Here is a 20,797-nt window from a genome sequence, read left to right as displayed (position 1 = left end):
CTCAGGGGCGCGGCAGCTCGCCGGACGTTGACGCGATGGCGGCGATCGCCGGCTCCAGCGCGGCGGTCACGTCGCGCAGCAGCGGGTCGATGCCGTCCCCAGGCAGCCCGTCCGCGCAGGCCTGCTCCAGCCGTTGCGCGGCCTCGCGCAGCGCGCGCATGCCGAATGTGCCGGCCAGCGACTGCAGGTCGTGCCCCATGCGCCGCAGCGCCGCCACGTCGCCCGCGCGACGCGCGGTGTCGAAGTCGTGCCCGAAGTCCCGGTACCGCTCGGCAAAGCTGTCCAGCGCGCGCCGCAGCAGCGCGGCGTCGCCGCCCAGCTGCGCCATCGCGCCGGCCAGGTCGATGGCGGGCGGGCGTGTGGAAACGCTGCCGGCTTGTGCGTCACGCGGCCTCACCCAGCGGGCGATGGTGGCGTACAGGTGCGCCACGTTGATGGGCTTGGCGACGTGGTCGTTCATGCCGGCGGACAGCGCCCGCTCGCGGTCGCCCAGCATCGCATTGGCGGTCATCGCGATGACCGGCAGGTCGCGCCACCGCGGCTGCTGGCGCAGCCGCTGCGTGGCCTCGAAGCCGTCCATCTCGGGCATCTGGCAGTCCATCAGCACGGCGTCGTAGTCGGCGGCTTCCAGCCGCTCCAGCGCCTCGCGACCGTTGCGGGCCATGTCCACGCTGACGCCGATCCGGCTGAGCAGCTCGGCGGCCAGCTCGCGGTTGATCTCGTTGTCCTCCACCAGCAGCAGGCGTGCGTGGTCCAGCCACACGCCGCCGTTGGGCGCGGCGACCGGTCGCTCCGCAGCGGTGGCCCGCGTGCCGCCCCCCAGGGCCTCGGTGCAGGCGTCCAGCAAGGCGCGCGGCGTCATCGGCTTGTTCAACACCACGGACACCGCCAGCGACGCCATGCGCGGTTCCGTTGGCTCGGGCGACGCGTCGGTCAGCAGCACCACGGCCGGCGCCCGGCCAGGCGCGGCCGCGAGCCGCCGCGCGCATGCCAACCCGTCCATGCCGGGCATGCGGTGGTCCAGCACGACGAGGTCGTAGGCCGGCCCCTGGGCTGCGCGCTCCAGCGCCTGCGCGCCGCTGCCGGCGATGTCGACCTGCATGCCGCTGCGTGCCAGCGTCGCGGCGAACAACTGGCGTGCCTTGGCGTTGTCGTCGACGACCAACGCGCGCCGGCCGGGCCATGCGGCCGCCGGCGCCGCGGTCAGCGCGTCGGGCAGCACCGGCAGGCTCAGCGTGAACGAAAAGCGGCTGCCGCCGCCCGGAGCGCCGTCCACAGCGAGATCGCCGCCCATCAGGTGGACGAGCTGCCGGCTGATCGTCAGCCCCAGCCCCGTGCCGCCGTGGCGGCGGCTGGTGGCCGCGTCGGCCTGCTCGAAGGGTTCGAACAGCCGCTGCCGGAGCTCGTCAGAAATGCCCATGCCGGTGTCGCTGACCTCGAAGCGCAGCGCCACCCGGGTGCGCTCGCGTGCCGCCACGGCGACCGCCACCTGCACCTCGCCGTGGTCGGTGAACTTGATGGCGTTGCTCGTCAGGTTCAGCAGCACCTGCCCCAGCCGCACCGGGTCCCCCGTGAGGTGCATCGGCGGGTCGCCGTCCTCGCTGAACAGCAGCTCCAGCCCCTTGACCTGGGCCTGCGCGCCCACCATCGTGGCGAGGTTGTCCAGCACCTCGGCGAGGTCGAAGGGCAGCTCCTCGACGACCAGCTTGCCGGCCTCGATCTTGGAGAAGTCGAGGATGTCGTTGAGGATGGTGAGCAGCGACTGCGCCGCCCGGTTGACCTTCTGCACGTGACTGCGCTCGCGGGCCGGCAGCGCGCCTTCCAGCGCGAGGCCCGACATGCCGATGATGGCGTTCATCGGCGTGCGGATCTCGTGGCTCATGTTGGCGACGAACGCGCTCTTGGCGAGGCTGGCGGCCTCGGCCGCGTCGCGCGCCTGGCGGAGTTCGTCGGTGCGCTGGCGGACCGTGTCCTCCAGCGCCATGTGCTGGCGGCGCAACTCGGCGTCGCGCTCGTGCAGCGCGCCCATCATCGCGTTGAAGCCCTCGCCCAGCCGGGCCAGCTCGTCGGCGCCCTCGACGGGCACGCGCCGGTCGTAGTCGGCGCCGACGCGCACCTCGTCCACCGCCGCGGCCAGCGTGGCGATCGGCCGGCCTATCGAGCGTTGCAGCGCCCACAGCAGGCCCATGGCCACGGCCCCCAGCAGCAGCACCAGCGCGGCGCCGAAGGCCGTCAGGCCGGCCAGGTTCTGGCGCTGCAGCTCGGCCAGGCTGGTGACCAGCACGAGCCGGGCGTCGCCGTCGAGCGCGTGCACGAACTCGGCCGCGCCGCGCTCGGTGAGCAGCCTGAAACCCGGCTCGGCCCGGCCGGCCTCCGCGGGACGCTGTGGCGCGCCGGCCGGCAGCCGCGCCAGCACGCGGCCATCGGCCAGCCGAAGCTCGGCCGACAGCACCAGCGGGTTGCGCCGCAGCGAGTCCAGGATCTCCTGCGCGCGCTGAGCATCTGCAAACGCCACGGCCGACTCCGCACCGACGGCCACCAGCTGCGCCAGCGGCTCGACCTGCTCGCGGGCGCGCTGCTCCAGCGTCACCCGCTGCACCAGCACCAGGCCGCCCGCGCCTGCGACGAAGGCCAGCGCCGCGGTGATGAACAGCGTCATCATCAGCACGCTGCGGATGCGCGGCCGGGCGGTAGTCACCTGAGCCTCCGCAGGCTGCCGTTCTCTATCACCTCGTTGGACACCTCCAGCAGCTTGGCCGGGATGCCCAGCGAGGCGCGGCGGGCCTGGTCGAGGTTGATGCTCATCTCGATGCGCTCGCCCGCCAGCAGGCGCACGACGCCGCCTTCGGCGAGGAAGTCCGGCGTGTTGCCGACGGTCAGCACCGGGCGGCCGCGCACCTGCGTCAGCGCGGCGCGGCGCAGCGCCGGGCTCACGCCGCCCACGAAGACGATGTGGCAACTGGACAGCGCCTCGGGCGACACGGCACGCCGCACGGCGAAGGGCCGGCCCTGCTCGAGCCGACCCTGGAAGGTCTGCTCCAGCGAGGCGTCGAAATGGTTGTCGTCGATGACGCAGACGTTCCACGGCCCGCTTTCGTCGGTGAAGGCCTGCGCGGGCCAGCTGACATAGCGGGCGAAGTTGCGCAGGAAGGCCGCCTCGACCTTGGACTGGCGCTCGACGAGCGTGGACTGCGCGCCAGCCGGCACGCCGAACGCGCAGGCCAGCGCCGCCAGCGTGGCGGCGCGTCCGACGATCCGGGCGGCCATCGTCACCAGGCCGTCCTGAACGCCAGCAGGAATTCGCGGGGCCGCGAGCGCGTGCTCTGCGAGGGGCGGTAGTGCTCGTCGAGCAGGTTCTTGCCGGACAGCTCGACGCTCATGCGCCGCCCGCCGCCGGTCCAGGCGTAGCCCGCCAGCGCGTCGACGAGGCCATAGCTCTGCCGCGACGACGCGGGGCTGTCGGGCAGCAGCGTCTGGTCGCGCACGACGTGTGCGCCGCCGGCCAGGTAGAGGCCGCCCGCGAAGTCGTGCCGCAACCAGACATTGAACAGGTGCGGCGCGCTCATCTGCAGCCGCGCGCCGTGCAGCAGGCGGGCGTTCTTGTAGTTGACGCGCTCGGCGGTGGTCAGCGTGGCCGGGTCGCGCGCCAGCAGCGCGGCGTCGTTGCCGCCGTACTCGACGATGCGGGCATCGATGCGGCTGTAGGCCAGGTAGACCTGCCAGCCCGCGGCCGGCAGCAGGGTCGCGTCGACCTCGAAGCCGCGCGAGCGCTGCTGGCCGCTCTGCACGTTGTAGATGGTGATGTTGCCCGCGCTGTCGGTCTGCGCCAGGTCGTTGACGGCGTTGCGGTTGCGCAGGTCGAAGACGGTCGCCGTGGCCGTCGCGCGGCCGCCCAGCAGTTCGGCCTTGACGCCCAGGTCCCAGCCGCTGCCGCGCGTGGGCAGGGCGGGCGCCCGCGTGCCGTCGGGCCGGTTGAGCAGCTGCGCCACCGGCACGAAGGAGCGCGCATAGGACGCGAACAGCGACCACTCGGGCGTCAGCCGCAGCAGGGCGCCGTACTGCGGCGTCACCTCGTGCGTGGAGAAGGGCTGCGTCGTCCCGGCCAGGCGGTCGTCGAGCTGGGCGCGCGCGGCCGTGTAGCGCAGGCCGGCCAGCAGCAGCAGGTCGTCGCCCAGCAGCCCGAGCGTCGCGCCGGCGTGGGCCGAGCGGTCGACCTGGTGCAGGCGTCCGTCGGCGCGGCTCTCGGTCAGCGTCCCGAGCGGGATGTCCACATGCCGGTTCCACGTCGCCGGGTCGCGCAGGTCCCACAGCGGCAGCGGCGAGGCGGTCGGGTTGCTGCCCAGCGCCGGGTCGTTGGGGGCCTGGCCCGCCGTATTGTCGAAGCGCCGCCTCAGCGTCTGCGCGCCCAGCAGCAGCCGCAGGCTGGCGCCGTCGAAGCGGTACCGGCCCACGCCGTCGACCGCGAACGACTCGGCATGGTTGGTGTAGTCCTGCCGGCGCAGGCGGCGGCCTTGCAGAAAAGTCGTGTTGTTTGCCATGCCCAGGTTGCCGGAGAACAGCGCGTCGACCTCGAAGCGCAGCCGCGAGTAGCCGGCGCGCAGATGCCAGTGCTCGCTGGCTTCGATGTCGACCCAGGCGCTGGCGCCGGTGCTGTCGCTGCGCCGGTAGTCGACGTCGGACATGCTGTTCCAGTCGTCGGGCAGGCCGGGGACGCTGACGCCGACCAGGTTGGGGTCGGCCTCGGTAGGCACGAGCCCGGCCTGCCGCCCGTAGGCGGGCTTTTGCATCAGCTGCGGGGACTCGATCTTGCGGTACTGCTCGGCCTTGAGCGTCACGCTGACGCGGCGGTCGGGCGTCCAGCGCAGCGACGGTGCGACCGTGGAGGTGTGGGCGTCGTAGGGGTACCAGTAGTGGATGTCCTGGTCGTGGGCCGCGACGACGCGCAGCGCGAGGTCCGGCCCCAGCGGTGTGCCCGCGTCCGCCGCGACGCGGTAACGGCCGTAGGAGCCGACGCCGAGCTCCAGCTCGGCGAACGGCTTGGGCAGCGGGCTTTTCGAGATGACGTTGACGATGCCGCCAGGCGCCACCTGGCCGTACAGGAAGGAGGACGGCCCCTTGACGATCTCGATCCGGGCGGCGCTGGTCAGATCGAAGACCGACGGGCCGACGAAGCCGTCGCGCAGCACCTGGTGCGCGCCGGGCACCTGGCTGACCGCGAAGCCGCGGATCGCCAGGTTGGCGCTGCCTTCGTTGAAGTCGTTGCTGCGGTAGGTCACGCCGGGCGAGTAGCGTGCCACGTCGAACAGCCCCTGCGGCTTCTGGTCGCGGATGAAGGCCTCGTTGAAGGCCTGCACGGCGAACGGCAGCTCGCGGATCGGGGCGTCGAAGCGGGAGGCCGACACCGCGTGTGCCGCGAGGTAGCCGCGGTCGAGGTTGGCGGCGACGTCGAACGGCGAGAGCCGCACACGGACCAGTTCGGCGATGTCCAGGTCGGCCACGCCCGGGCTCTCGGCCGGTGCCGCCACGGCGGCGGCGGAGCCCGCGGCCCAAAGCATCAGCCGCACCGCGCCGCCTGCAAGCCTGCGGATGCCTGTCTCCTGTGCTCTGGCCCGGTCGTCGTCCATCGATCACTCGATTCCGTGGGGCGTGTTTGCGCGCAGTCTAGTCCTGCGCCTCGCCTGGCGACCGGCGCGCCGGGCCACTTCCCGTGCTGCATTTGCGGTTGCGCAAGGAATGTGCCGGTGCGCCGACGGCGCCGCCCGCCCTCTCAGGCCTGCACGACGTTGCGGCCCTGGCTCTTGGCGCGGTACATGGCCGCATCGGCCCGGGCCAGCACCGCGTCCGCGCTGGCGTCACCGCGCTCGGCCTCGGCGATGCCGAAGCTGGCACTCAGCGGCCAGTCCTGCTCCAGCCAGCGCAGCGGCGTCATGTCGACCAGCGCGCGCATGCGCTCTGCCACCAGCGCCGCGCCGGCGATGTCGGTGTCGGGCAGCAGCACGCCGAATTCCTCGCCGCCCAGTCGGCCGAAGCGATCGACCTCGCGCACGCAGGGCTGCAGCTCGCGCACCATCTGGCGCAGCGCGGCGTCGCCGGCGGCGTGGCCCAGCGTGTCGTTGAGCTGCTTGAAGCGGTCCATGTCGATCATCACCAGCGCATAGCCACGGCCGCGCTGCAGCCAGGCGTGGGCATGCTCCAGCGCCTGGTCGAAGGCGCGGCGGTTCAGCGTGTCGGTCAGCGGGTCGCGCTCCAGCAGGCGCTCGATGCGCAGGATGAGCCGCATCATGACGAGGAAGGCCAGCGTCGCGTTCTGCAGCAGCGTCAGCACCAGCGCCGTCCACAGGAACACGTGGTTGAACTCGGTCGGCTCGCGCAGGTCCGGCGTGCTGCCCGGCTGGATGAAGCTCTCCACGCAGCGCGCGGCCATCATCAACGCGATGAAGATCAGCGGCAGCGCCAGCGGCGCCGGCGTGCGGTGGCCCTTGGCGGTGCGGCCCAGGCCGCGCCAGGCCGCGATGCCGGCTGCCAGCGTGAGGCCGGCGCCGACCGTGTTGACGACGCGGGCCTGCCAGCGCAGGTCGCCGTCGTAGGGCAGGGCCAGCAGCAGCAGGGCAGTGGCCGCGACGACGGCGGCGCCGGGCTTCCAGACCAGCTGGCGCGTCGTGATGCCGGGCACGGCCGCGCCCAGCAGTGCGAACGAGGCGACGGCCAGCACGTCGCCGGGCCAGTAGGCCAGCGCATCGGGCAGCACGCCGCGCAGCGCATGCAGCAGCAGCGCCACGGCGGCAGCGCCGTTCGCGCAGGCCATGGCCAGCGAGGCGCGCGGCGCGATGCGGGCAACCAGCGCCAGGGCCACCCACACCAGCGCCGCCATCCCGGCGATGAAGATGATGGCCGCAAGCAGCGTCTGCGTCTGGGCGGGCGTGATCATGCGGCCGCCATCGCGCCCAGGGGCGTCGCCACGCAGACCCGGTTGCGGCCTTCGGTCTTGGCGCGGTAGAGCTCGGCGTCGGCCCGGGCCAGGCCGATCTCGCCCGCGGCGTCGCCGGCCGCGGGCAGGGCCACGCCGAAGCTGGCCGACAGCGGCAGCGCCATGCCCTTCCAGTGCAGCGGCGCGGCAGCGAGGCGGGTACGCAGGCGTTCCGCCACGGCCGCGGCGGTCTGCAGGTCGGCCGGTGCGCTCAGCGGCAGCAGCGCGCAGAACTCCTCACCGCCCAGGCGGCCCAGGCGGTCCACCTCGCGCAGTTCCGCCTGCCACAGGCGCACGCAATGCTGCAGCGCCGCGTCGCCGGCCTGGTGGCCGTGCGCGTCGTTGATGTGCTTGAAGTGGTCGATGTCGATCATGGCCAGCGCAAAGCCATGGCCGCGCTGCAACTGGGCCTGCGCCTGGCCGAGCGCCTGCTCGAAGGCGCGGCGGTTGAGCGCGCCGGTCAGCGGGTCGCGGTAGGTCAGGTGCTGGATGCGCGTGATGACGCGCCAGATCATCAGCGCGATCAGGCTCAGCGTGATGCTGGCCGTGACGCTCAGCCACAGGACGGCACGCGCCGGCGTGGGCCATTCGCCGTTGAGGACATGGCCGTCCCAGCCGGGTACGAGCAGCAACTCGGCGCCGTGGCCGATGCCCAGCGCGGCCATGGCCGCGAAGGGCAGCGTCGTGCAGAGCGTGACCGGGCGCGAGAGCTGCTGGCCGATGCCGCGCACGACCTCACGCACGGCCAGCAGCGCCAGCACCGTGGCGCTGGCGGTGCTGGCCAGCTGCGGCAGCAGGCCCGAGCCGCTGGCCAGGCCGGCCGTGATGCCCAGGGCGCCCAGGCCGCCGACCCAGGCGATGTCGCGCGGGCGCCGGCGGCTGCGCAGCATGCGGCGCAGGGCCAGCAGCAGCAGCACGGTGCAGGCCAGCAGGCCGAACTCGGGGACGGCCTGGCGCAGCAGTGCGGGCCAGCCGACCATGCAGTCGCCGCAGCCCTGCGACGCGATGCGCACGAGATGACCCGCCGCCATCAGCCGGCCGGCGCGCGGCGCGATGCGGAAGGTCTGCGCGAGCACCAGCCAGGCCAGCGCCGCCATCAGGTTGAAGAGGGCGCTGACCTTGAGGACCGTCGGGACGTCGAGAAATTCCATGCAGCTCAGGGAATGCCGCCCGCCTTTCGGGCAAGGCCACAATGCCGGCCATGGCGGATTGGGTCTTGATCACCGGGGGCTCGCGCGGCATCGGCGCGGCAACGGCCCTGCGTTGCGCCGAGGCCGGCTGGGACGTGGCCATCAACTACGCACAGGATAGCGCCGCGGCCGAGGCGCTGGCGGGCAGATTGCACGCTCTGGGCCGCCGCGCGCTGACGCTGCAGGCCGACGTGGCCGACGAGGCGCAGGTGGCGGCCATGTTCGAACGGCTGGACACCGCCGGCGGGCGCCTGGCCGGCCTGGTCAACAACGCCGGCATCGTGGCGCCCGCGGCCCGGCTGGCCACGATGACGACGGACCGCTGGCGACGCCTCTTCGACGTGAACGTCATCGGCACGCTGCTGTGCTGCCAGCAGGCGGCGCGGCGCATGAGCACGGCGCGCGGCGGCGCGGGCGGATCCATCGTCAACGTCAGCTCGCGGGCGGCCGAGTTCGGCTCGGCCGGCATCTATGTCGACTATGCGGCGACCAAGGGCGCCATCGACACCTTGACCAAGGGGCTCGCGCGGGAGCTCATCGGCGAGGGCATTCGCGTCAACGGCGTGCGGCCGGGCATCATCGAGACCGACATCCATGCCCGCAGCGGCATGGACGCCAGCGCCGCCGCGTCCACCCTCCCCATCCAGCGCCTGGGCAGGCCGGAGGAGATCGCCGAGGCGATTGCCTGGCTGCTTTCCGACGCGGCGAGCTACACGGTGGGCGCGCTGCTGGACGTGGCGGGCGGCCGGTAGTTGGCTAGCGCTTTTCCACCAACGTGGACGCCACGCCACCTTCCTCGGCCAGCCGCGCGGCGGTCGCGCGTGCCTCTTCGGCGTTCGGGAAGGGCCCGGCGCGCAGCCGGTGCAGCCCGGCTTCGCGCACGATGGTGAGCAGGGGCAGCAGGCTCAGGTCGGCCTCGGCCACACGCTGGCGCAGGCCCTCGGCAGCGTCCAGCTTGGCGAAGGCGCCGAACTGCAGCCAGTAGTTCATGCCGCCGTCGGCCACGGTGGCCGTCGTCTCGCGCTGCGGCGCGCCGGGCGGTGTGTCGGGCACGAAGACGGGCGTCGGCTCGCCGGCGGGCTTTTGCCAGTTGCCGGCGCGGATCTCGGCGTAGGTGATGCGCCTGACCTCGACCGGGGTGACGCCGCGCAGCACGTCGAGCTTGAGCGCCGCCGTGTAGCTCAGGTCGATGATGCGGCCCTTGTGGAAGGGGCCGCGGTCGTTGACGCGCACGATGACCTCGCGGCCGTTGGCCGGGTTGCGCACGCGGGCGTAGCTGGGGATGGGCAGCGTCGGGTGCGCGGCCGTCATCGCATACATGTTGTAGACCTCGCCGCTGGCCGTCGGGCGGCCATGGAACTTGCGGCCGTACCAGGACGCCAGGCCGCGGTCGGCATAGGCGACGTCGCCCGCCAGCGGCTCGTAGCGCTCGCCCAGCACCTCATACGGCTTGTTGGGGCCGCCGATGCGGATGCGCTCCAGCTGCGGCACGGCGTCGGGCGTGCGGGCCAGGTCGGCCGGCGGGTTGGGCAGTGGCCCATCGCGTTCCGCCGGCGCCGGCGAGCGGGTGGCGCAGCCGCCCAGCAGTGCCGCACACAGCAGGGCCACCAGGGCGGGGCCAGTATGCTGCGCGCTGTCTTTCCATCGTCGATGCCATGCCATGAGCAACTTCGTCTTCCCTCCGGCCGAGATTCCCAGTGCCGCCGTGCGCGGCACGGACGCGCGTTACGCGGTCCGCCGCATCTACTGCGTCGGCCGCAACTATGCGGATCATGCCCGCGAGATGGGCGCCGACCCGACGCGCGAGCCGCCGTTCTATTTCACCAAACCGGCCACGGCGCTGACATCCTCGGGCTCGACGGTGCCCTACCCGACCGAGACGGCGAACTACCACTACGAGATGGAGCTGGTGATCGCCATCGGCGCGCCGGTGTTCAAGCTGCGGCCCGAAGCGGCCAGGGCCGCCATCTGGGGCTATGCCCCGGGCCTGGACATGACACGCCGCGACTTGCAGGCCGCGGCCAAGGCGGCCGGCAAGCCCTGGGACACGGCCAAGGGATTCGACCAATCCGCCATCCTCGGTGACATCGTGCGCGTGGCCGACGTCGGCCTGCTGGAGAAGGGTGCCATCACGCTGGCCGTCAACGGTGTCGAGAAGCAGCATGGCGACCTGGCCGACATGATCTGGAACCAGGCCGAGATCGTCTCCAACCTGTCCCACCTCTTCCGCCTGTACCCGGGCGACCTGATCTACACCGGCACGCCGGCCGGCGTGGGTGCCGTCGTGGCGGGTGACGTGCTCACCGGCCGCATCGAAGGCCTGGGCGAGATCACGCTGACGGTGGGGCCGGCCGAGTGATGTTCACGGAAGAAACGCTGGAACAGGCCCGCGCCCGCAACATCCGCGAGGCGCTGGCCGAGGACATCGGCCACTGCGACTGGACTGCGCAGCTGGTGCCGGCCGGTCGCCGCGTCACCGCCCAGGTGCGGGTGCGCGAGCAGGCGGTGCTGTGCGGACGGGACTGGTTCGACGGCGTGTTCGCCGCGCTCGACACGACCAGCCGCATCGACTGGCTCTACGCCGAAGGTGCGGTGATGACGGCGGACAGCATCGCCTGCCGCATTGAGGCCGACGGCCGGGCGCTGCTCTCCGCCGAGCGCCCGGCCCTGAACTTCCTGCAGCTGCTGTCCGGCACGGCCACGATCACGCGCGCCCATGTCGACGCCGTGGCGGGAGCCAGCCCGAACGCCAACGGCTGCGCCATCCTCGACACCCGCAAGACCATCCCCGGCCTGCGGCTGGCGCAGAAGTACGCGGTGCGCATCGGCGGCGGGCACAACCAGCGCCTCGCGCTGTATGCCGGCATCCTCATCAAGGAGAACCACATCGCCGCGGCCGGCGGCGTGGGCCAGGCGCTGCGTGCGGCGCAGGCGCTCAATCGGCAGGAAGGCGCGGGCGTGGACATCCAGGTCGAGGTCGAAACCCTCGACCAGCTGCGCGAGGCGCTGGCCGCCGGCGCCGTGAGCGTGCTGCTGGACAACTTCAGCGAGGCGCAGATGCGCGAGGCCGTGGCCTTCAACGCCGGCCGCGCGCTGCTGGAGGTGTCGGGCGGCGTCGCGCTGGACCAGCTGCGTTGGATCGCCGCGACCGGCGTCGACCGCATCTCCATCGGCCGGCTGACCAAGGATGTGAAGGCCGTCGACTACTCCATGCGGGTGCTCGGGCCGGCCTGAGCGGGCGGGCTGCGATGAGAAACGGCGCCCGAGGGCGCCGCTTCTTTTGCCGGTCTGATGGGCTTCAGCGACGGCGGCCGCGTGCGGCCATGCCACCCAGCGCCAGCAGCGTCAGCGCCAGCGTCGCGGGCTCCGGCAGGTTGGTGCCGGGCACGGCGGCACCGGCCAGCAGGAAGATGTCGCCATAGCCGCCGGTGTCGCAGGGGCCGACGGAGCCGTTGTTCAGCAGCGCCGGGCCCGCGCCCCGGTCTCCGGTGTTGAAGCAGCCCATCCAGACCTGCACGGACATCACGTCATAGCCCTGGGCTTGCAGGCCTTGGGCGTCCAGTGTCGGCAGGTAGTTGATGAACTCGACCTCGTTGGAGGCGCGGTTGGTGTTGACGAGGTCGCCGCCGTCCGGGCAACTGGTGCCGTCGGGCGAGGGGTAGGACACCGTGGCGCTCTTCACGCACACCGCGCCCACCGTCAGCGCGAAATCGTCCGCGCCCGGCGTCGTCACGCCGGTGCCGTCGAAGGTCTTGTCGGACACGTAGAGCGCCGGGTCCTTGAAGAGGTTGGCGAGGTCCAGCGCCTGCGTCTCGAAATACTTGTTGGCCAGGTTGCCGTCGAGGTCGCGCACGGTGACCAGCGCCCAGATCGGCAGGCTGGCGGTGCTGTTCTGCGGGTTGTTGAAGTCGAAGGCGATGCCCATCTGGTGGTAGGCGCCGTCGAAGGTGAGCTTTTGGTTCAGCGCCGCCAGGCCGATGTCCCAGCTGTACGGTGTGTCGCCCGCCAGACCGCCGTTGTTGGTCGGGTCGTTGTTGTCACCGGTGAAGAAGTACTTCTTGTTGCCGCCGTTGTTCGTCGAGAAGCCGTTCTCGGACGGATTGACCTGATCGCCGTTGTTCAGGATGTTGCCGTTGTTGGCCGTGACGACGATGGTGTCGAGCAACGAGCCCTGGCTGGCAGCGAAAGAGTACGGGCCGGTGAAGCCGGCGTAGTTCTTGGACGCCAGATAGTCCAGCACCGTCGTCGAACAGGACACGAAATTGCCGACGGTCGCGCAGGCCGAGTTCGGCGATGGGTAGGTGGGTGAATAGGTGGGCAGAGGTGCAGCCATCGCCGCGCCAGCCCCGAGAGTGAGGGCCAGCAGGCTCGTCACTCGAATGATGTAGGGAATTTTCTTCATGCTTCGCCCCTTACGCAAAGATGACCTCTGCGATCAGATATGAGCATTTGCTGCGCCAGAAGCGCTAAGCTATTGATTCCGAACGACTTGCCAACGACGGCGGCGTCGCGCTGTCAAATAACCCGACTGGTAAAAGACGTCGAAAACGCCGCGGCCATTCGCGTTTCGCGAAGTCTGGCTTGGCAATGCCGGGCTCAGGCGTCGAACCAGGGCTCGTTGGGCAGGTCGTCGAAGACTTTGCGCAGCCCCGCGCTCCAGCCGTTGCGCAGCGCCAGGAAGTAGGGGTCGTCGCGCCCGATGCGGTGCGGCGGTTTCATGGCCATCTCGAACTGGTTGGCGCGCAGCATCAGCATGTCGATGGGCAAGCCGACCGACAGGTTGGAACGGATGGTCGAGTCGAAGCTGACGAGCGTGCATTTGGCGGCTTCGTCCAGCGGTGTCGTCTCGTAGTTGACGACGCGGTCGATGATGGGCTTGCCGTATTTGCTCTCCCCGATCTGGAAGTACGGCGTGTCCTCGGTGGCCTCGATGAAATTGCCCTGCGGGTAGACATGGAAGAGGCGCGGTCCCTCGCCCTTGATCTGGCCGCCGATCAGGAAGTTGGCGCCGAAGTCGACGCTGCTGCGTCGGTCATGGGGGTCGGTGTCACGCTCGATGACCTCGCGCACCGTCCGGCCCAGCAGCACCGCGGCGTCGTAGAGGGTGGGCACCTTGAGCAGGTGGTCGCCTTCGCCCTGCAGGCGCTGATTCAGCAGCGAGATGACGGACTGGGTCGTGGCCAGGTTGCCCGCGGTCAGTACGACGATCTCGCGCTGGTGCGGGATCTGGAACTGGTGCATCTTGCGGAAGCTGGCGATGTGGTCGATGCCCGCGTTGGTGCGGGTGTCGGAGGCGAACAGCAGGCCCGCACGCAGGCGCATCGCGACGCAGTAGGTCATGGGGAGATCCTGGCGAAACAGCTGGGTCGATTATGGTCGCCGGTGCGCGCCGGCGTCCTTCAGCAGGACGCGTGCTTCATGAGCCGGAACGTCCGTCAGGCGACCATCGCCCCAGCATGGCAGCGACGCCTTGCCGCGACGCCTGCAGTCCGTCGCGGCAGGGCGGGCCAGGCTTACTTCTTGGCTGCGTTGACCGGCAGTGCCTTGGCCATCTCGAGATGGTGCTTCAGGCCGGGCAACGTCTTCTGCGCCCAGGCCTTCACTTCGGCGTCCTTGGCTTCGCGCGAGGCTTTCTCGAACAGCTTGATGGTGTCTTCGTGCGCCTTGATGCCGAAGTTCTTGGCATAGCGCTCGTCGAACTTGTCATCGTCGCCCGCGTCGATCAGCTTGAGCTCGGCCTTCTGCTTGACCGAAGGGCCGTCGGGCAGCGTCACGTTCTTCGTCGCGGCCAGCGCCTTCAGTTCGTCGGCGACCTTGGTGTGGTCGGCAATCATCGTCGTGGCGAATGCCTTCACGTCGGCATTGCGGGCCTTGGTCGTCGCCAGCTTGCTGGCCTCGATCTCGGCTGCGCCGGCCTGCGCGGCATCCTTCATGAACGCCTCGTCGGACAGCGCGTGCGCATGCACGGTGAACATGGCGGCTGCGGCCAGCAGGGTGGTGCTCATGAAACGTTGGGCAGTGTGCATGGTGACTCCTGAGCGTCAGTGGTTGAGGGGACAGCACAGGCAACCCGCATGCCCGCGGCCGCAGGAGAGCGGCCCGGCGCGTTCCGACAGCGTCCCGTCATGCAGGCCGACATCCCGCTCCGCCGGCCCTGCCTACGCTGAGGCCCAACGCAACCGAAGGAGCCGAAATGCAAGACGCCACCCGCGGCACACCGTCCGACAACGAGTCCAGCACCGAGCAAGACCTGAGCGGCCCGGCGGCTGCCCGCAAGATCGCCGACCTGGTCGCGGCGGGCGACAGCTGCTTTTTCTGCACATTCAGCATGTCGTCCGAACTGCACGCGCGGCCCATGACAGTGACCGAGGTCGAAGAGGGCGGCGTGCTGTGGTTCTTCACCGAGGTCGACAGCCTGAAGAACATCGAACTGGACCGCGACCCGCGCGTCACGCTGTTTTTCAAGGAGGGCGACAACGCCGGCCATCTCAAGCTCGACGGCACCACGACCATCGTGACCGACCAAGCCACCATCCACCGGCTCTGGAGCCCGAAGCTGCGGGCCTGGTTCACCGAGGGCGAGAACGACCCGCGCATCAGCCTGCTGCGGGTCGATCCCGTCAGTGGCGAGTACTGGGACAACCGCCACGGCAGCGCCGTCGCCGGCATCAAGATGCTGTTCGGCGCCATCACCGGCCAGCGGGTCGATGAAGGCGTGCACGGCAACCTGAAGCTCTGACACAGAGCGGTCCGTGGCGTTTGGGGCGGATGACGCTGCGCAGGCCGGGGATCGGCCTGCGCCGATGACGAGCATTCCGCCCCTGCTCGATCCACGCTCACTCGCCCACGCCCAGCTCCCGCGCAAGGTACGGCCCCGTCCGGCCCGCCTTCGCGCCCGCCACGTCTTCCGGCGCGCCGCGGGCCACCATCGTCCCACCGTCTTCTCCCGCCCCAGGCCCGACGTCGATCACCCAGTCGCACGCCGCCACGACGCGCATCTCGTGCTCGACGACGACGACCGTGTTGCCCGCATCCACCAGGCCGTTCAATTGCACCAGCAGCTTGTCCACATCCGACGGATGCAGCCCGGTCGTCGGTTCGTCCAGCACGTACAGCGTGTTGCCGCGCTGCGCCCGCTGCAGCTCGGTTGCCAGCTTGATGCGCTGGGCCTCACCGCCTGACAGTTCGGTCGCGGGCTGGCCCAGCCGCAGATACCCAAGCCCGATCTGCTGCAGCAGCGCCAGCGGCCGGGACAGCGCCGCGTCCCCGGCAAAGAAGGCCAGCGCCTCGTCCACCGTCATGCGCAGCACGTCGGCGATGCTCTTGTCGCGCAGCAGCACCTTCAGCGTCGCCTCGTTGTAGCGCGCGCCGTGGCAGGCGGGGCAGGGGGCGTAGACGCTGGGCATGAACAGCAGTTCCACGCTGACGAAGCCCTCGCCTTCGCAGGTCTCGCAGCGGCCTTTGGCGACGTTGAACGAGAAGCGGCCGGCGTCGAAGCGCTTGGCGCGCGCCGCAGGCGTGGCGGCGAAGAGCTTGCGCACGTGGTCGAACAGGCCCGTGTAGGTGGCGAGGTTGGAGCGCGGCGTGCGGCCGATGGGCTTCTGGTCCACCTGTACGAGGCGGCGGATGTGCTCGGCGCCGGCGGCAATGCGGCCGTGCGTGACCTCGCGCGCCGGCTCATCGGCATCGTCGTCTTCCGCCGGCGCGGGCGGTTCATGCCCCAGCGCCTGGCTGACGAGATCGACGAGTGCCTGGCTGACGAGGCTGGATTTGCCCGAGCCCGAGATGCCGGTCACGGCGGTGAAGCAGCCGAGCGGGAAGTCGACGTCGACACCGCGCAGGTTGTTGCGCGTGACGCCGGCGAGCTTGAGCCAGCCACGCGGTGCGCGGCGGGGTGGGCGTTTCGCGTGATGGCGCGGAAACAGGTAGGCGGCCGTGCGCGAGGCCGGTACCGCCTGAAGCCCGGCCGGCGGGCCGCTGTAGAGCACCTGGCCGCCCAGTTCCCCGGCCTCGGGGCCGACGTCGACGATCCAGTCCGCCTCGCGCATCAGGCCCAGGTCGTGCTCGACGATGAACAGCGAATTGCCCGCAGCCTTCAGGTCCTTCAGCGCCTTCAGCAGCGCCTCGCCATCGGCCGGATGCAGGCCGGCGGAGGGCTCGTCCAGCACGTAGATGACGCCGAACAGGTTGGAGCGGATCTGCGTGGCCAGCCGCAGCCGCTGCAGTTCCCCGCTGGAGAGCGTGGGCGTGCCGCGGTCCAGCGACAGATAGCCCAGGCCCAGTTCGTTCAGCGTCGTGATGCGCGCCAGCATGTCCTGCGCGATGCGCTGGGCGGCGATGAGCTTTTCTTCCGACAGGTTGGGCGTGCGACGCACGTCGGGCGCGGCGGCATGCGCATGGCCGCCGGCCGCCACGCGCTGCGCGGTGTGCGCCTTGGACGTCGCCCGGCTGACGCCGTGGCCTTGCACCGCCGCGTGCGCGCTGCCCGCCGCCACCGGTCGCAGCACGTCCGCCAGCTTGCGCAGCGGCATGTGTGACAGCTCGCCGATGTCCAGCCCCTCGAAGGTCACCGACAGCGCCTCGCGCTTGAGCCGCTTGCCTTGGCAGGCGGGGCAGTCGCTGGCCACCATGTAGCGCGAGACCCGGCGCTTCATCAGTGCGCTCTGGGTCGTCGCGAAGGTGTGCAGCACGTATTTGCGTGCGCCCATGAAAGTGCCCTGGTAGCTCGGCTCCATCTTGCTGCGCAGCGCGGCGCGCGTTTCGGCGGGTGTGAAGCCGGCGTACACCGGCACGGTGGGCTGCTCGTCGGTGAAGAGGATCCAGTCGCGCGTCTTCCTGGGCAGGTCGCGCCAGGGCTTGTCCACGTCGTGGCCCAGCGTGACGAGGATGTCGCGCAGGTTCTGTCCATGCCAGGCCGGCGGCCAGGCGGCGACGGCGCGCTCGCGGATGGTGAGCGACGGGTCCGGCACCATGGACTGCTCGGTCACTTCGTAGACGCGGCCCAGGCCGTGGCAGGTCGGGCAGGCGCCCTGCGGCGTGTTGGGCGAGAAGTCCTCCGCGTACAGCATGGGCTGCCTGGCCGGGTAGTGGCCGGCGCGCGAATACAGCATGCGCAGCAGGCTGGACAGCGAGGTCGCGCTGCCCACCGACGAGCGCGTGCTGGGCGTGCCGCGCTGCTGCTGCAGGGCCACGGCCGGTGGCAGTCCGTCGATCGAGTCCACCGCCGGCACGCCGACCTGGTCAATGAGCCGGCGCGCATAGGGCGCGACGGATTCAAAGTAGCGCCGCTGCGCCTCGGCATAGATGGTGGCGAACGCGAGCGACGATTTGCCGGAGCCGGACACGCCGCTGAACACCACCAGCGCATCGCGGGGCACGTCCACGTCGACGTTCTTCAGGTTGTGCTCGCGCGCGCCGCGGACGCGCACGAAGCCCGTGGTGGGGAGGGGCTGCTTCTTCACGGTGGCATGAATATGCGCTGCGGCATGGCACTGGCCTGTAGGACGACGGCGTGAGCGCCGTGAAGGCTATGGCGCCTGTACGCCTACGTCAGCATCCGCGTCGTCCGACCGTTGGACCTTCATGGATGGGTCAGCATGCAGGCCAACCTCCAAGGAGATTCGCATGGCCAATCCCTGGCTGAAGAAGAACCCGTTCATGAGCATGTGGCTGAGCGCCGCCCATTCCGCCGCCGGCCAGGCGCGCGGTCAGATCGCTGCCAGCGCGAAGCGGCAGGGCAGCGCCGCCATCACGCAGGCAACGCAGGAGGTGATGAGCTTCTGGACGGGCGCGCTGACTGGCGCGGCCCAGCCGCGGAACCGGCGCAAGACGAAGCGGTAGGTCGGTAAGCAGGGCTGCGCGCCCGGCGTTGGCGTCAGGCCCCCCGCAGCGCCCGCTTCGCCGACACCGCCATGAACATCGCAAACACGACGACGACCAGCAGCCCCGCGGTCAGCGAGGAGTGCTCGGCCACCAGGCCGATCAGCGGCGGGCCGGCCATCATGCCGAGGTAGCCCACGCCCGAGACGGCGGCGATGCCATGGGCGGGCGACACGCCGGGCACCTGCGAGGCCGCGCTGAACAGCATGGGCACGACGTTGGACAGGCCCAGGCCGACGAGGGCGAAGCCGGCGAGGGCGACGAGCGGCGAAGGCACCGCCAGCGCGAGCGCCATGCCGGCCGCGGCGAGCACGCCGCTGGCGCGCAGCAGCCGGCGCGGCGCCAGGCGGGCGCGCACCCAGTCGCCGCCGAAGCGGCCGGCCGCCATCGCGGCGCTGAAGCTGGCATAGGCCAGCGCCGCGGTGCTGGCGTCGCTGGCGCGCTCCTGCTTCATGAAGAGCACGCTCCAGTCGTACATCGCGCCCTCGGCGATCAGGCCCATGGACGCGAGCACGCCCAGCAGCAGCAGCGGGCCGCGCGGCAGGCTGAGGGGCTGCTTCGCTTCCGCCTGCTTCTCGGGCAAGGGCAGCATGGCGCGGCTGGCGACGAGGATGGCGGCGGCGCACAGGCCGGTGGCCAGCAGCAGATGGCTGACCGGGCTCAGGCCCAGGGCCGGTACGGCGCTGCCGAGGCCGGCGCCGGCCATGCCCCCGAGGCTGAACATGCCGTGGAAGCCGCTCATCATCGGCTTGCCCGACAGCCGCTCGATCTCGCTGGCCTCGGCGCTCAGGGACACGTCGAACAGGCTGCCGAAACTGCCGAAGACCAGCATGACGGCGATCAGCGCCGCGTACTGCGTCGAGGCCTCCAGGCCGGCGATCGCCGCGCAGCTGATGCAACCCATGACGGCGGCCACGGCACGCGGCCCGTAGCGGCCGACGATGCGGCCGGCATAGGCCAGCGCCGCCAACGCGCCGACGCCGCTGGCGAGCATGGCCAGGGCCAGCGTCTGCTCGCCCAGGCCGTAGTGGGCCTTGACGATGGGCACGTGCACGCCCCAGGTGGCGAACAGTACGCCCATGACGAAGAACTGCGTGCGCAGCGCGATGGACGCGCCGGCGAGCGATGGCGCTACCGCCGCAGACGCCGCGGCGGCAGACGGAACTGCAGGCTGGGTCACTTGGCCGAAGCGGTCACGCGGGTGAAGAAGTCGTAGACGCCCTGGTCGCCCATCTTGCGGGCGTCGGCCAGTTCGCCGCCTTCGGTGGCGTACAGCAGCTTGCCTTGCGGCGACAGCACGGCGACGGCGGGGATGCCCTTCTTCAGCGGCACCCGGTAGCCCTCGGCGATGTCGACGTTGCGGTCGAAGCGGCCCACGTCCACCTTGACGACCTTGAAGCTCTTGGCGATCAGCGGGGCGCTGGGACCGCTCTTGAAGGTGGCGTCCAGCATGCGGCAGTCGCCGCACCAGTTGGCGCCGAACACCACCAGCACCGGCAGTTTGGCCTTCTCGGCTTCGGCCAGCATGGTGCGGATGGCGGCCTTGGCGTCGGCGGCTTCGTCGTAAATGGCGGGTGGGCCGGCGTGCACGGCCAAGCTCGCGGTCAGGAGGAGGGCGGTGGGAAGGAAGCGCATGGTGGTGGCTTTTACGTCAGGAGGGCGCGTCTTGAGATGTTTGAAAGCGGTTTCAAGCCATCTTGCATGAGGCCTGACAACGTTGTCAAGTGCCTGCTGCGCGGGTGGGTTGCAGTGGATTGGCGTGGCGTCCGCGGGCGTCGCTCACTGGGACGCCTGTTCGAAGAAACGCCAGATCACGTCGTTCGCGTCCAGCGCGCGCGAGGCGGCAGGCTTGCCGCGGCGCACGCTGTCGGCGCCGGGCCAGGAGTGGCCGCCGGTGTCGGTGACGCAGAGCTGCACGTGCGTGCCGCCGGTGCAGCCGCTGTAGGTCTCGCAGTAGGCCCCCGGCCTGTCGAGCGTGCGCTGCGGCGGCGCGGCGCAGTGGTCGCGCTGCACCCAGCGCGCGATGGTGTCGGGCACGGAGGGGAAGGCCATGACCTTGCTCTCGTCGCGGAAGGCGCCTGCGCCGGCACCGCCGTTGAAGAGCACATGGTCGTCGTCCTTGGCGTGGATGTGCAGCACCGAGATGGGCTTGCTCGGCGTGCAGTTCGCGGTTGCGTCGGTGCCGGCCACGGAGGCGACGGCGCGGAACACGTCGGCCGCCTCGCAGGCCAGCCGGTGGCTGAGCATGCCGCCGTTGGACATGCCGGTGGCGAACACGCGGCCGGCGTCGATGCTGTAGCGGCCCTTGATGGCGGTGACGACGGCGCGCGCGAAGCCGACGTCGTCGACATTGCGGTCGCGCGCATCACCGCAGCAGCCGCCGGCATTCCAGGTGGCGAATTTGCCGCCCGGCAGCTTGCTGTACCCATTGGGGAAGGCGACGACGAAGCCGGCCTCGTCGGCCTTGCGTTGCAGGCCGTACTTCTCGTCGTCGGCCATGTACTCGGCATGCCCGCCGCCGCCGTGGAAGGCCAGCACCAGCGGCGCGGGCTTGCTGGCGTCATAACCGGTCGGCAGGTGGACAAGCACCTTGCGGCCCTGAACCTGGATGTCCTGCAAGCCGCCCTTGGCTGGCGCCTCATTCGCCTTGTCGGCGCGCCGCTGCTCGGCACGGGCCTTGAGGCGCTCGCGCAGCGTTTCCTGGGCTTGTGCTGCGGGCAGCAGCAGGACGAGGACAACGGCATACAAGAGACGGCGCATG

The 20,797-nt window shown here is 70.9% G+C and carries 18 protein-coding genes; 5 read left to right on the top strand and 13 right to left on the bottom strand.

The genetic code is table 11. The features are described from left to right. Position 1: 1 nt before the first annotated feature. The 5 genes from ASD35_RS12830 to ASD35_RS12810 form a co-directional block, all read right to left on the bottom strand. Complete coding sequence (locus ASD35_RS12830; protein WP_056875327.1) at positions 2-2,698, bottom strand: response regulator; 2,697 nt, start codon at positions 2,696-2,698, stop codon at positions 2-4. Continuing rightward, positions 2,695-3,267, bottom strand: coding sequence for a YfiR family protein (locus ASD35_RS12825; protein WP_056875326.1), 573 nt, complete (start codon positions 3,265-3,267; stop codon positions 2,695-2,697). Before ASD35_RS12825 ends, ASD35_RS12830 begins: the two co-directional genes overlap by 4 nt. A gap of 2 nt (positions 3,268-3,269) precedes the next feature. Next, entirely contained in the window at positions 3,270-5,555 is a 2,286-nt protein-coding gene (locus ASD35_RS12820; RefSeq protein WP_056875325.1) for a TonB-dependent siderophore receptor, read from the bottom strand. A 212-nt stretch (positions 5,556-5,767) separates the two neighbouring features. Next, the gene (locus ASD35_RS12815; protein ID WP_056875324.1) at positions 5,768-6,928 is read right to left on the bottom strand and encodes a diguanylate cyclase; all 1,161 of its coding nucleotides are present in this window, start codon (positions 6,926-6,928) and stop codon (positions 5,768-5,770) included. After that, complete coding sequence (locus tag ASD35_RS12810) at positions 6,925-8,118, bottom strand: GGDEF domain-containing protein (RefSeq protein WP_056875323.1); 1,194 nt, start codon at positions 8,116-8,118, stop codon at positions 6,925-6,927. The genes ASD35_RS12815 and ASD35_RS12810 overlap by 4 nt, the downstream gene beginning before the upstream one ends. A 41-nt stretch (positions 8,119-8,159) precedes the next feature. Here ASD35_RS12810 and ASD35_RS12805 point away from each other — a divergent pair, with 41 nt between their 5' ends. Next, positions 8,160-8,909, top strand: a complete 750-nt coding sequence (locus tag ASD35_RS12805) for an SDR family oxidoreductase (protein ID WP_056875322.1) — start codon at positions 8,160-8,162, stop codon at positions 8,907-8,909. 4 nt (positions 8,910-8,913) lie between these two features. On the opposite strand, the gene ASD35_RS12800 is transcribed toward ASD35_RS12805, so the two are convergent. Continuing rightward, positions 8,914-9,765 carry a septal ring lytic transglycosylase RlpA family protein gene (locus ASD35_RS12800; RefSeq protein WP_235538337.1) on the bottom strand — a complete coding sequence of 284 codons (852 nt, stop codon included), beginning with the start codon at positions 9,763-9,765 and terminating at the stop codon, positions 8,914-8,916. Positions 9,766-9,817: 52 nt separating this feature from the next. Between ASD35_RS12800 and ASD35_RS12795 the strand changes: the two genes are divergently transcribed. Then, the gene (locus ASD35_RS12795; protein WP_056875320.1) at positions 9,818-10,516 is read left to right on the top strand and encodes a fumarylacetoacetate hydrolase family protein; all 699 of its coding nucleotides are present in this window, start codon (positions 9,818-9,820) and stop codon (positions 10,514-10,516) included. Continuing rightward, positions 10,516-11,391 carry a carboxylating nicotinate-nucleotide diphosphorylase gene (gene nadC, locus ASD35_RS12790; RefSeq protein ID WP_056875319.1) on the top strand — a complete coding sequence of 292 codons (876 nt, stop codon included), beginning with the start codon at positions 10,516-10,518 and terminating at the stop codon, positions 11,389-11,391. The genes ASD35_RS12795 and nadC overlap by 1 nt, the downstream gene beginning before the upstream one ends. 64 nt (positions 11,392-11,455) lie before the next feature. On the opposite strand, the gene ASD35_RS12785 is transcribed toward nadC, so the two are convergent. From ASD35_RS12785 to ASD35_RS12775, 3 genes are all read right to left on the bottom strand, one after another. Then, entirely contained in the window at positions 11,456-12,559 is a 1,104-nt protein-coding gene (locus ASD35_RS12785; RefSeq protein ID WP_157275526.1) for a PEP-CTERM sorting domain-containing protein, read from the bottom strand. Between the two features lie 194 nt (positions 12,560-12,753). Further along, positions 12,754-13,497, bottom strand: coding sequence for a proteasome-type protease (locus ASD35_RS12780; protein ID WP_056875317.1), 744 nt, complete (start codon positions 13,495-13,497; stop codon positions 12,754-12,756). Between the two features lie 173 nt (positions 13,498-13,670). After that, on the bottom strand, positions 13,671-14,183 hold the full coding sequence (locus ASD35_RS12775; protein ID WP_056875316.1) for a DUF4142 domain-containing protein: 513 nt from the start codon (positions 14,181-14,183) through the stop codon (positions 13,671-13,673). Between the two features lie 167 nt (positions 14,184-14,350). On the opposite strand from ASD35_RS12775, the gene ASD35_RS12770 reads away from it, so the two are divergent. Further along, a complete protein-coding gene (locus ASD35_RS12770) occupies positions 14,351-14,896 on the top strand; it encodes a pyridoxamine 5'-phosphate oxidase family protein (RefSeq protein ID WP_056875315.1) in 546 nt (181 codons plus the stop codon). Between the two features lie 97 nt (positions 14,897-14,993). Here ASD35_RS12770 and ASD35_RS12765 read toward each other — a convergent pair whose 3' ends face one another. Next, on the bottom strand, positions 14,994-17,618 hold the full coding sequence (locus ASD35_RS12765) for an excinuclease ABC subunit UvrA (RefSeq protein ID WP_235538336.1): 2,625 nt from the start codon (positions 17,616-17,618) through the stop codon (positions 14,994-14,996). 163 nt (positions 17,619-17,781) lie between these two features. Here ASD35_RS12765 and ASD35_RS12760 point away from each other — a divergent pair, with 163 nt between their 5' ends. Next, positions 17,782-17,997 (top strand): hypothetical protein, encoded by a 216-nt coding sequence (locus ASD35_RS12760; RefSeq protein WP_056875313.1) that lies wholly within the window; start codon positions 17,782-17,784, stop codon positions 17,995-17,997. Between the two features lie 34 nt (positions 17,998-18,031). On the opposite strand, the gene ASD35_RS12755 is transcribed toward ASD35_RS12760, so the two are convergent. The 3 genes from ASD35_RS12755 to ASD35_RS12745 all read right to left on the bottom strand — a co-directional run bounded on the left by ASD35_RS12755 (position 18,032) and on the right by ASD35_RS12745 (position 20,796). Then, the gene (locus ASD35_RS12755; protein WP_235538335.1) at positions 18,032-19,216 is read right to left on the bottom strand and encodes an MFS transporter; all 1,185 of its coding nucleotides are present in this window, start codon (positions 19,214-19,216) and stop codon (positions 18,032-18,034) included. Further along, on the bottom strand, positions 19,213-19,671 hold the full coding sequence (locus ASD35_RS12750) for a co-chaperone YbbN (protein ID WP_056875311.1): 459 nt from the start codon (positions 19,669-19,671) through the stop codon (positions 19,213-19,215). The genes ASD35_RS12755 and ASD35_RS12750 overlap by 4 nt, the downstream gene beginning before the upstream one ends. Before the next feature lie 144 nt (positions 19,672-19,815). Then, positions 19,816-20,796 (bottom strand): PHB depolymerase family esterase, encoded by a 981-nt coding sequence (locus ASD35_RS12745; RefSeq protein WP_056875310.1) that lies wholly within the window; start codon positions 20,794-20,796, stop codon positions 19,816-19,818. Between the last annotated feature and the right edge of the window lies 1 nt (position 20,797).

The organism is Pelomonas sp. Root1444 (assembly GCF_001426885.1).
Lineage (GTDB): Bacteria > Pseudomonadota > Gammaproteobacteria > Burkholderiales > Burkholderiaceae_C > Pelomonas.
Note: the sequence above shows the minus strand (reverse complement) of the source record. Positions and strands in the feature narration are given on the sequence as shown.